This window comes from Kitasatospora sp. NPDC057198, assembly GCF_042670125.1.
Taxonomy (GTDB): Bacteria; Actinomycetota; Actinomycetes; order Streptomycetales; family Streptomycetaceae; genus Kitasatospora.
Map to the genome: position 1 here is coordinate 1 of NZ_JBHUWH010000261.1, position 10,861 is coordinate 10,861.

General features: G+C 73.1%; 8 protein-coding genes. 2 read left to right on the forward strand and 6 right to left on the reverse strand.

Going from position 1 to position 10,861, the window contains the following annotated elements:
- Window positions 1–76: 76 nt before the first annotated feature.
- From ACFUEL_RS25595 to ACFUEL_RS25620, 6 genes are all read right to left on the reverse strand, one after another.
- On the reverse strand, window positions 77–574 hold the full coding sequence (locus tag ACFUEL_RS25595) for a MaoC family dehydratase (RefSeq protein ID WP_380239105.1): 498 nt from the start codon (window positions 572–574) through the stop codon (window positions 77–79).
- A 4-nt stretch (window positions 575–578) separates the two neighbouring features.
- Window positions 579–1,556, reverse strand: coding sequence for an HpcH/HpaI aldolase/citrate lyase family protein (locus ACFUEL_RS25600; RefSeq protein WP_380239106.1), 978 nt, complete (start codon window positions 1,554–1,556; stop codon window positions 579–581).
- 19 nt (window positions 1,557–1,575) lie between these two features.
- Entirely contained in the window at window positions 1,576–3,600 is a 2,025-nt protein-coding gene (locus ACFUEL_RS25605) for a protein meaA (RefSeq protein ID WP_380239107.1), read from the reverse strand.
- Window positions 3,600–4,937, reverse strand: a complete 1,338-nt coding sequence (gene ccrA, locus ACFUEL_RS25610) for a crotonyl-CoA carboxylase/reductase (RefSeq protein ID WP_380239108.1) — start codon at window positions 4,935–4,937, stop codon at window positions 3,600–3,602. Before ccrA ends, ACFUEL_RS25605 begins: the two co-directional genes overlap by 1 nt.
- Before the next feature lie 377 nt (window positions 4,938–5,314).
- Window positions 5,315–6,217, reverse strand: a complete 903-nt coding sequence (locus tag ACFUEL_RS25615; protein ID WP_380239109.1) for a TetR family transcriptional regulator — start codon at window positions 6,215–6,217, stop codon at window positions 5,315–5,317.
- A gap of 194 nt (window positions 6,218–6,411) precedes the next feature.
- A complete protein-coding gene (locus ACFUEL_RS25620) occupies window positions 6,412–8,190 on the reverse strand; it encodes a 3-hydroxyacyl-CoA dehydrogenase family protein (protein ID WP_380239110.1) in 1,779 nt (592 codons plus the stop codon).
- 507 nt (window positions 8,191–8,697) lie between these two features.
- Between ACFUEL_RS25620 and ACFUEL_RS25625 the strand changes: the two genes are divergently transcribed.
- Window positions 8,698–9,957 carry a transferase gene (locus tag ACFUEL_RS25625; RefSeq protein WP_380239111.1) on the forward strand — a complete coding sequence of 420 codons (1,260 nt, stop codon included), beginning with the start codon at window positions 8,698–8,700 and terminating at the stop codon, window positions 9,955–9,957.
- 161 nt (window positions 9,958–10,118) lie between these two features.
- Complete coding sequence (locus tag ACFUEL_RS25630) at window positions 10,119–10,751, forward strand: DUF4328 domain-containing protein (protein WP_380239112.1); 633 nt, start codon at window positions 10,119–10,121, stop codon at window positions 10,749–10,751.
- The last annotated feature ends 110 nt before the right edge of the window (window positions 10,752–10,861 follow it).

Sequence of the window (10,861 nt, forward strand, 5' to 3'; positions counted from 1 at the left end):
GCCGCGGAGCCCCCGGGAACCGGGTAGGGGCGAAGGCCGATGACGGCGGCCCGCCCGTCCGGGGCTCTGAGGGCTGTCAGGCGAGCGGCTCGGGGCGGCCGGGCTGCTCCCCGCCGCGCTCCGCCACGTACGTCCCGGTCGGCACCATCACCTTGCGGCGGAAGGTGCAGACGACGGTGCCGTCCTGCTTGTAGCCCTTGGTCTCGACGTACACGATGCCGCGATCCGGCTTCGATGTCATGCGCTTGTCGAGAACCGTGGTCTCGCCGTACAGCGTGTCGCCGTGGAAGGTCGGCGCGACGTGCCGCAGCGACTCGATCTCCAGGTTGGCGATCGCCTTGCCGGACACGTCCGGCACCGACATGCCGAGCAGCAGCGAGTAGACGTAGTTGCCGACCACCACGTTCCTGCCCTGCACGGTGGTGGTCGCGTAGTTGGCGTCCAGGTGCAGCGGGTGGTGGTTCATGGTGAGCAGGCAGAACAGGTGGTCGTCGTACTCGGTGACGGTCTTGCCGGGCCAGTGCTTGTAGACCGCGCCGACCTCGAACTCCTCGTAGGTGCGTCCGAACTGCATGGCGTCACGCCTCCGCCGTCTTGTCGGAAACGGGCTGTTCGAACTTGCTGGTGCGCTCCATGCCCGCGGCCCGGCCCTTGCCCGCGATGACCAGGGCCATCTTGCGGCTGGCCTCGTCGATCATCTCGTCGCCGAGCATCGCCGAGCCCTTGGCGCCGCCGGCCTCCGAGGTGCACCAGTCGTAGGCGTCCAGGATCAGCTCGGCGTGGTCGTAGTCCTCCTGCGAGGGCGAGTAGATCTCGTTCGCGGCGGAGACCTGGTCCGGGTGCAGCACCCACTTGCCGTCGAAGCCGAGCGCGGCCGAGCGGCGGGCCACCTCGCGGTAGCCCTCCTGGTTGCGGATCTGCAGGTAGGGGCCGTCGATGGCCTGCAGGTCGTTGGCGCGGGCCGCCATCAGGATGCGCATCAGGATGTAGTGGTAGGCGTCGGCGCCGTAGCCGGGCGGCTGCTCGCCGACCACCAGCGACTTCATGTTGATGGACGCCATGAAGTCGGCCGGGCCGAAGATGATCGTCTCCAGCCGGGGCGAGGCGGCGGCGATCGCGTCGACGTTGACCAGACCCCTGGCGTTCTCGATCTGCGCCTCGATGCCGATCCTGCCGACCTCCAGGCCCACCGTCTTCTCGATCTGGGTGAGCAGCAGGTCCAGCGCCACCACCTGCTCGGCGTCCTGGACCTTGGGCAGCATGATGCAGTCCAGGTTCTGCCCGGCGCCCTCGACCACCGTGATCACGTCGCGGTAGGTCCAGTGCGTGGTCCAGTCGTTGACCCGGACGACCCGGGTCTTGCCGCCCCAGTCGCCGTTGTTCAGGGCGTCCACGATGTTGTGCCGGGCGCTCTCCTTGACCAGCGGGGCGCAGGCGTCCTCCAGGTCGAGGAAGACCTGGTCGGCCGGCAGGCCCTGGGCCTTCTCCAGGAAGCGCGGGTTGCTGCCCGGCACGGCCAGGCAGGAACGGCGCGGACGGAGGCGGTTCACAGACATTGAGGGTGTTCCTTCCGGGTCAGCTGGTCGCGGCGGTGGCCGGGACCTGAGGCTGGAGCCTGTTGGCCAGCCGGATCTCGTCCACGATCCGGCCGATGATGGTGGTGATGCCGAAGTCCTTGGGCGTGAACACGGCGGCCACCCCGGCGGCCCGCAGGGCCTCCGCGTCGGCTGCCGGGATGATGCCGCCCACGATCACCGGCACATCCTCCACCCCGGCCCGGCCCAACCGCTGTATGACGTCGGGCACAAGCTCCGGGTGCGCCCCGGAGAGGATGGACAGGCCCACGCAGTGCACGTCCTCGGCGACGGCCGCCGAGACGATCTGCTCGGGCGTCAGCCGGATGCCCTGGTAGACCACCTCGAACCCGGCGTCGCGGGCCCGGACGGCGATCTGCTCGGCGCCGTTGGAGTGCCCGTCCAGGCCGGGCTTGCCGACCAGCAGGCGCAGCTTGCCGGTGCCGAGCTCGGCCGCGGTGGCCGCCACCGCCGCGCGCACGGCGGCGAGTTCGCCGCCCGGCTCGGCCGCGACCGCGACCGGGGCGCCGCCCACGCCGGTCGGCGCCCGGTACTCGCCGAACACCTCGCGCAGCGCGAACGACCACTCGCCGGTGGTGGCGCCGGCCCGGGCACAGGCCAGGGTGGCGTCCATCAGGTTCTCCTCGGTGGCCGCCGCCGCCTTCAGCCGGGCCAGCGCCCGCCGGACGGCCGCCTCGTCGCGCCCGGCCCGCCAGGCGTCCAGGTTGGCCAGCACGGAGCGCTCGGAGGCCGGGTCGACCACCATGATGGCGGTGTCCAGGTCCGCGGTGAGCGGGCTCTGCTCGGTGCTGTCGAAGCAGTTGACGCCGACGATCCGGTCCTCGCCCGCCTCGATCCGGGCCCGCCGCTCGGCGTGCGAGGCCACCAGGTTCGACTTCAGGTAGCCGGACTCGACGGCCGGGATCACCCCGCCCATCCCCAGCACCTTGGCGATCTCCGCCTCGGCGCCCGCCAGCAGCTCGGCGGTCTTCGCCTCCACCACGTGCGAGCCGTTGAACAGGTCGCCGTACTCCAGCAGGTCCGACTCGTACGCCAGCACCTGCTGGATCCGCAGCGACCACTGCTGGTCCCACGGCCGCGGCAGGCCCAGCGCCTCGTTCCAGGCCGGGAGCTGGACGGCGCGGGCGCGGGCGTCCTTGGAGAGCGTGACGGCCAGCATCTCCAGCACGATCCGCTGGACGTTGTTCTCCGGCTGCGCCTCGGTCAGCCCCAGCGAGTTGACCTGCACGCCGTAGCGGAACCGGCGCTGCTTGGCGTCCTCGATGCCGTAGCGCTCCCGGGTGACCTTCTCCCACAGCCGGTTGAAGGCCCGCATCTTGCACATCTCCTCGACGAAGCGGACGCCCGCGTTGACGAAGAAGGAGATCCGGCCGACCACCTCGCCCATCCGCTCGGCCGGGACCTGCCCGGAGTCGCGGACGGCGTCCAGCACGGCGATCGCGGTGCACATCGCGTACGCGATCTCCTGGACGGGCGTCGCCCCGGCCTCCTGCAGGTGGTAGCTGCAGATGTTGATCGGGTTCCACTTCGGGATGTGCGCCACCGTGTAGGCGATCATGTCGGTGATCAGCCGCACCGACGGGCCGGGCGGGAAGACGTGCGTCCCGCGCGACAGGTACTCCTTGACGATGTCGTTCTGGGTGGTGCCGGTCAGCTCGGCGACGTCCGCGCCCTGCTCCTCGGCGACCACCTGGTAGAGCGCCAGCAGCCACATCGCGGTGGCGTTGATGGTCATCGAGGTGTTGGTGCGCTCCAGCGGGATCCCGTCGAACAGGGTCCGCATGTCGCCCAGGTGCCCGACCGGCACGCCGACCCGGCCGACCTCGCCGCGGGCGAGGACGTGGTCGGAGTCGTAGCCGGTCTGGGTCGGCAGGTCGAAGGCCACCGACAGGCCGGTCTGCCCCTTCGCCAGGTTGCGCCGGTACAGCGCGTTGGAGTCGCTCGCGGTGGAGTGCCCGGCGTAGGTGCGCATCAGCCAGGGGCGGTCGCGCTCTTGAGCACCCATCAGATGTCCCTGAAGGCATTGATCTTGGTGAGGTGCTGCGCCCTCAGCTCGTGGTCGCGCACGCCCAGGCCCTCCTGCGGGGCCAGGCACAGGACGCCGACCTTGCCCTGGTGCCTGTTGTGGTGCACGTCCAGGGCGGCCTGGCCGGTCTCCTCCAGCGAGTAGACCTTGGACAGGGTCGGGTGGATCTTCCCCTTGGCGACCAGCCGGTTGGCCTCGAACGCCTCGCGGTAGTTGGCGAAGTGCGAGCCGACGATCCGCTTGAGCGACATCCACAGGTAGCGGTTGTCGTACTGGTGCATGTAGCCGGAGGTGGAGGCGCAGGTGACGATGGTGCCGCCCTTGCGGGTGACGTAGACGGAGGCGCCGAAGGTCTCCCGGCCCGGGTGCTCGAAGACGATGTCGACGTCCTCGCCGCCGGTGAACTCGCGGATCTTCGCGCCCAGGCGCTTCCACTCGCGCGGGTCCTGGTTCTGCTCGTCCTTCCAGAACCGGTAGCCCTCGGCGCTGCGGTCGATGATTGCCTCGGCGCCCATCGCCCGGCAGATCTCGGCCTTCTGCGGGCTGGAGACCACGCAGATGGGGGTGGCGCCGCCGGCCAGCGCGTACTGGGTGGCGTAGGAGCCGAGGCCGCCGCTGGCGCCCCAGATCAGCACGTTGTCGCCCTGCTTCATGCCGGCGCCGTTGCGGGAGACCAGCTGCCGGTAGGCGGTGGAATTGACCAGGCCCGGGGAGGCGGCCTCCTCCCAGGTCAGGTGCCGGGGCTTGGGCAGCAGCTGGTTGGTCTTGACCAGGGCGATCTGGGCCAGGCCGCCGAAGTTGGTCTCGAAGCCCCAGATCCGCTGCTCCGGGTCCATCATCGTGTCGTTGTGGCCGTCGGGGGACTCCAGCTCGACGGACAGGCAGTGCGCGACGACCTCGTCGCCGGGCTTCCAGGCGTTGACGCCGGCGCCGGTGCGCAGCACCACGCCCGCCAGGTCGGAGCCGAGCACGTGGTACGGCAGGTCGTGGCGCTTCGTCAGCGGCGAGAGGCGGCCGTAGCGCTCGAGGAAGCCGAAGGTGGAGACCGGTTCGAAGATCGAGCTCCACACGGTGTTGTAGTTCACCGAGCTGGCCATCACGGCCACCAGGGCTTCGCCGGGGCCGAGTTCGGGCAGCGGCACGTCGTCCAGGTGGAGCGACTTGCGCGGGTCCTTGTCCCGGCTCGCCAGGCCGGCGAACATCTGCTCCTCGTCCTTGTGGAGCGTCACCGCCCGGTAGGACTCGGGCAGCGCCAGGGCGGCGTAGTCGGCGGACGTGGCGTCGCCGCTGAGGATCGCGTCGAGAATTTCCTGCATGGCTGCCTCCGAAGGCGTACCTGTGCGAGGGACACAGGGCGTCTGGGGGAACCGGGAGCGGACACCGGCTTCGCGTTGAGGGTCTGAGGGTGGTGCGTGGCTGGTGCGACGGATGGGTGGGTCGCGTGGGTGCTGCTGGTTCTCGCCCCCTCGGTAGGGGACGCCGGAGGACGGCGCGCCGAGGTGGGGAGCCGCGGCGCCGCAGCCGGTGGGAACACCGTAGTGGCACCCTGTGCCACTCGTAAAGACACGGGGTGCCAAGTTCTGGAGTGAGCAAGAACACGCCGTGCCGGGGCGGCCCGGACAGACCGAAGGCCCGCTCCCGGAACCGGGAACGGGCCTTCGAAAACATGGCTGATCTGCGGAAATCTCCTGGATTACGCGGAACCTCTGCCGGCCAGGGCGGCTCTGATGGAATCCACCACCGTCTCCAGCGGTGCGTCCGTCCGGGCGACCGTGATCAGCACCTCGCCGCCCGGACTGGCACTCAGTGCGCTCAGTGCCTCGGACTCCCCGTCGTCATCACTGGCACCGGGTGCCACGGCGGCGCCGCGGCGGCGCGCCCCGCTCGGCGGGGTCGGCCAGAACGTCCCCCGGATCACCCCGAAGGAGTGGTCGAGCTGCGCCTCCACGTCGCCGTGGCCGCCGGCCCGCAGCCAGCGCCGCAGCACGTGGTTGTGCGCCGCGACCACCGCCGCCGCCGACACCTCGGCCAGCATCGAGTCGTCGTCCCCGCCGCGCTGCCAGCCCGGCGGCGTCTGCTCGGCCGCGTCGAACCGGCCCAGCAGGTAGCGGGTGAACAGCCGCTCGTAGCGGGAGACCACCGCGATCTCGCGCTCGCGCAGCGCCGGGACCTGCCGGATCAACTGGTAGCGGGCCACCGACATCTCCGGCGTGGAGGCGTACATCCGCAGCACCTCCTTGATGCCCCGGCACACCACGTCCAGCGGGTGCTCCTCGGCCTCGGCGCTGGCCAGCAGGTCCGCCACCCGCACCAGGGTGTCGTCGTGGTCCGGGAAGATCGCCTCCTCCTTCGACCGGAAGTACCGGAAGAAGGTCCGCCGGGCGACCCCGGCGGCGGCCGCGATCTGGTCGACCGTGGTCTCCTCGTACCCCTGGGTGGCGAACAGCTCCATCGCCGCGGCGGTGAGGTCCTGGCGCATCTGCAGGCGCTGGGCGGCGGCCCGGCGGCTGCCCGGACCGGACTCCGCCCCCGCACGAGACTGGTCGGGCCCGGCGGCCGGCGGCTGCTGCTGGGGAGGCGAGGTCTGGCGATCCATGTTCGGAACGCTACACGCACCCGGCGCGCCACCGGCCGGCCTGCCCCGGCGCACCGGCGCCGCCGGCGGCGCCACGGCGGGCCGCGGCCACCGCGAGGAGACCGCCCCCGTACCCCAAGGTGGCTTCGCGGCAAGCGGGTTGACGCCCCCTGCGGGCGACGGGCGGCCCTGCGGCGGGGGTGCCGGACGGCCGGTCATCGCCGTGCGTGGTCGCGGAAACCACGCCCCGTCTTGCGCCCCAGGCAGCCCGCCGCCACCAGGTGCTCCAGCAGCGGCGCCGCCGCCAGGCCCGGCTCGCGGAACTCCTGGTGCAGCACCTGCTCGATGGTCAGCGACACGTCCAGGCCCACCACGTCCAGCAGCTCGAACGGGCCCATCGGGTAGCCGCAGCCCAGCTTCATCGCGGTGTCGATGTCGTCCACCGTCGCGTAGTGCTCCTGCAGCATCCGCACCGCGTCGTTCAGGTACGGGAACAGCAGCGCGTTCACGATGAAACCGGCCCGGTCGCCGCACTCCACCGGGTGCTTGCCGACCTTCGCGCACAGCTCCAGCACGGTGGCCGTGACGTCCTCGGCGGTCAGCACCGTGGAGACCACCTCCACCAGCCTCATCGCCGGCGCCGGGTTGAAGAAGTGCATCCCCACCACGTCCCGCGGCCGGGAGGTGGCCGTCGCGCAGGAGACCACCGGCAGCGAGGAGGTGGTGGTGGCCAGCACCGCGCCCGGCTTGACGACCTCGTCCAGCGCCGCGAACAGCTCGCGCTTGACCGCCAGGTCCTCCGCCACCGCCTCCACCACCAGGTCGGCATCGGCCAGGTCCGCGTACGAGCCGGTCGGGGTGACCAGCGCCAGCGCCGCGTCCCGGGCCTGCTCCGACAGCCGGCCCCGGGAGACCGAGCGCTCCAGCGACTTCGCCAGTTGCGCCTTCGCCCGCTCCGCCTTCTCCCGGCTGCGGGCCGCCAACAGCACCGGGAAGCCCGCCTTCGCGAACACCTCCACGATGCCGGTCGCCATCGTCCCGCTGCCGCACACCCCGATGCTGCGCACCTCGCGCCCGGCCGCCCGCGGCGCCGCGTCCGCCCGCTGCTCCTCCGCGACCACCTTCGACGAGCCCGGGGCCTCGTAGGTGTAGAAGCCGCGGCCCGACTTGCGGCCCAGCAGGCCCGCCGCGACCAGTTGCCCCAGCACCGGCGCCGGGGCGTGCAGCCGGTCCTTCGACTGCGCGTACATCGCCTCCAGCACGGTGCGGGCGGTGTCGATCCCGATCAGGTCCAGCAGCGCCAGCGGCCCCATCGGCAGGCCGCAGCCCAGCCGCATCGCCGCGTCGACGTCCTCCCGGGTCGCGTACCGGGACTCGAACATCGCCGCCGCCTGGTTCAGGTAGGCGAACAGCAGGCCGTTGGCGATGAACCCGGCCCGGTCGCCCGCCGCCACCGGCTCCTTGCCCAGGTCGCGCGCCAACTCGGCGACCTGCTCGGCCGCCTGCGGGTCGGTCAGCACCGTGCGGACCACCTCCACCAGGCGCATCGTGTGCACCGGGTTGAAGAAGTGCACCCCCAGCACCCGCTCCGGGCGGGCGGTGGCGGCCGCGATCCGGGTCACGCTCAGGGCGGTGGTGCCGGTCGTCAGCACCGTCTCCGGCGGGCAGATCCGGTCCAGTTCGGCGAACAGCGAGCGCTTCAGCTCCAGGTCCTCCGGAACCTCCTCGATCACCAGGTCGGCCGCCGCCGCGGCGTTCAGGTCGTCGCCGACCTCGATCAGCGCCAGCAGCGCCGCCCGCTCGCCGGCCTCCAGCCGGCCGCGCTCCACCGCCCGCGCGGTGGACGCCTCGATCCGGTCCAGGGCCCGCAGCGCCTGCGTCGGACCGGCCTCCACGCCGATCACCCGGCGCCCGCTGCGCGCCAGTGCCACGGCCACCCCGGCACCCATGGTGCCCAGGCCGACCACGGCGACGGTGGGAAAGGGACGCTCCATGTCCAGACTCCTTGTCATGGGCCCGTGCCGCGGCCCCCGCCACCGCCCGGCCGCGCGCACGCGCACGCGGACCCGGACGGAGGGTGTGACGGGGGAGGGTGTGCCGGCGGCACGGGAGAAACGGGAACGGAAGAAGAACTGCGGCGCCCCGCGGTACGGACCGGTCCGCTCCGGTTCCGTCGGTGGGGCATTGCCGTGGTGCTCAGGCGCTCCGAACGGGTCGTGGAACGGCGCCGACGCGCACACGGGAGAAGAGAACGCGGCCCACCGGTGCGGCTCCCGAAGCCCGGCGCTGGCGCGTGCCGACACTGTAGCCCAGCTACCCACGGGTAGGAAGGGGGGAATGCGGCACGCCGGGCCGGCGGGCCCGGCCGCGGCGGGTGCCGTGACCACGCCCCGGCCGCGGGCCGACCGGGGCGTCGAGGACGTCGGCGATCAACCAACTGGATTGCCGCGCAAGGTTGTTGACTCCACGTCAGTCTGTCATGGTGAAGTCAGGGGGGAGCCATGATGACCTCGGGCGCGCGGGCGATCGCCCGGTCGGTCACGGCGGTCGCCGCCGTCGTCGGCTACGTCGCGCTGCACACGGCGATCACCGCCGCCGCGGACCTGCGGGCGGGGGAGCGCGTCCGGTACGCCTCCGTGCTCCGCTGGTCGGTGCCGGCCCTGCTGTTGCTGCTGCCGGCCCTGTGGCTGCGGCGCCGCCGCCGGGCGGGGATGGTGCAGACGGCGGCCCTGGTCAGCCGGTTCGCCCCGGAGCGGGCGTGGTGGTACCGGCCGGTCTTCCTGGCGCTCAGCGGCGTCGGGTGCCTGCTGTTCGCGGGCGGCTTCCTCGCCGCGAGCACGGCCCGGCAGGCGCAGCACCCCCCGTCGCCGCCGCTGGCGCTGCTGCTCCTGGCGACGGGCCTGGCCGCGATGGGGGCGGGGGTGCTGCTCCTGCGCCACGCCCGTCCGCGCGCCGCCCGCAGCGCGGCCCGGGCCCTGCTGGCGGACGGCCGGGCCCCGGTGCTCTACCTGCGCAGTTTCGCCGACGACGCCGCCTCGGCCCGGCCCGACGACTCCAGGGCGTACGTCCGCCTCCACACCCGGGAGGAGGAGTTCGCGGCGGCGCTCGGCGCCCTCGGCCCGGTGATCGCGGTGGGACGGCCGGGGGAGCAGCTGCCGCTGCTGGGCGCGGCCCGGTTCTACCTGCCGCTGGACGACTGGCAGCCGACGGTGCTGCGGCTGATGGCGGCGTCCCGGCTGATCGTGCTGCGGCTGGGAGCGGGCGACGGGCTGTGGTGGGAGGTCGAACAGGCCGTGGCGACCCAGCCGGCCCGCAAGCTGGTGCTGCTGGCCGAGGGCGACCTGACCGAACTGGCACGGCGGTTGGACCGGCACCTGCCGGTCCCGTCCGGGCTGGCCGGGGCGGCGGGCCGGGCGCCGCGGGCCGTCGTCGTGGTCGGTTTCGGCGACGACTGGGCGCCCCGGGCGTGTCCGGTGGGGCCCGCGGCGGCCGCCGGCCTCCCCCCGGCCGGCCGGGTCCGGCGCGCGGCCCGGACGGCGCGGTCCGTCCTGGCGGAGGCGATGCTGCCGACGCCCACCCAGCACCTGGCCCTGGCCGTGGCGACGGTCCTGGGGCACGGGAGCGTCCGCCGGCGGGCGATGGGCTGGCGGACGGTCGTCGCCACGATGGAGTCCTGGTTGAAGGGTTTCGGGCTGCTCCTGGTCCTGGGGCTGGCGGCGTGGCCGGCGGTCCGGGTGTTCCAGGTGTTCGGTCCCGGGTAGTGCCGCCGACCGGGGAGGCGGCGTCGGAGCCGCGGCCCCGGCGGTGCGGAAGCGGACGGCCGGTCCGATCGGCGAATCGAGGGGGAACCGTGGCGGTGGAAGGTGTCCGGCGGGAAGAGGGCGGGAGCGCGGAGCCGGGGGGCGCGGAACGGTTCCGGAAGGTGGCGGGGCCGGCCCGGGTGGTGACCTGGCTGATCGCCCTGGCCGTGCTGCGCGAGGTGCTGCTGGCGGTGCTCGACTGGCGCGAGTGCTTCCTGGTCCACGGCGTCCTGGCCGGGACGCTCCCGCCGGAGGACTACGAGTCCTTCGCGTCGAGCCCGTTCGTGCGGGCGATCGGTTCGATTGCGGCGATGCTGGGCCCGTACCTGGCGGCCGGTGCGGCGTTCGCCGTCTGGCTGTGGCGGGCCCGGACCAACGCCGAGACGATCGCCGGCGCCGCCTCCCAGCGCCGGGCCCGGGGATGGGTGCTGAGCGGCTGGGGCGCCCCGGTCGTCAACCTCTGGATCCCCTACCAGGTCGTGTCGGACGTCTGGCGGGCCAGTGCGCCCCGGCGCGACACCGTGCCGCACCGGGTCAGGGTGTGGTGGGCGCTGTTCCTGCTGTCCGGCGTCGTCCTCGGGCCGCTCCAGGGGCAGGCGGTGGAGAACGTGCAGAGCGAGGGCGACCTCCTCTTCGCCGCGTTCCTCACCACGCTGCTCGCCCTGTGCCTCGGCCTGGCGGGGGTGCTGGCGGTCACCATCGTCAAGGACGTCACCGAATGGCAGTCCGGCCGGGCGGGGGAGGGGGCGCGGTGAGGGGTTCCGGCGGGGCGGTCGCCGCGGGGGAGCTGCCGCGGGGAGCGGACGGCGTGCCGCGCGGCCGTCGCGCGGTGGGCGACCGCGTGCGCGGTGGACGCCGACGGCTG

Coding starts and splice junctions, on each gene's coding strand:
- ACFUEL_RS25595 (WP_380239105.1), bottom strand. CDS start 574: ATGCAGTTCGGACGCACCTACGAGGAGTTCGAGGTCGGCGCGGTCTAC.
- ACFUEL_RS25600 (WP_380239106.1), bottom strand. CDS start 1,556: ATGTCTGTGAACCGCCTCCGTCCGCGCCGTTCCTGCCTGGCCGTGCCG.
- ACFUEL_RS25605 (WP_380239107.1), bottom strand. CDS start 3,600: ATGGGTGCTCAAGAGCGCGACCGCCCCTGGCTGATGCGCACCTACGCC.
- ccrA (WP_380239108.1), bottom strand. CDS start 4,937: ATGCAGGAAATTCTCGACGCGATCCTCAGCGGCGACGCCACGTCCGCC.
- ACFUEL_RS25615 (WP_380239109.1), bottom strand. CDS start 6,217: ATGGATCGCCAGACCTCGCCTCCCCAGCAGCAGCCGCCGGCCGCCGGG.
- ACFUEL_RS25620 (WP_380239110.1), bottom strand. CDS start 8,190: ATGGAGCGTCCCTTTCCCACCGTCGCCGTGGTCGGCCTGGGCACCATG.
- ACFUEL_RS25625 (WP_380239111.1), top strand. CDS start 8,698: ATGATGACCTCGGGCGCGCGGGCGATCGCCCGGTCGGTCACGGCGGTC.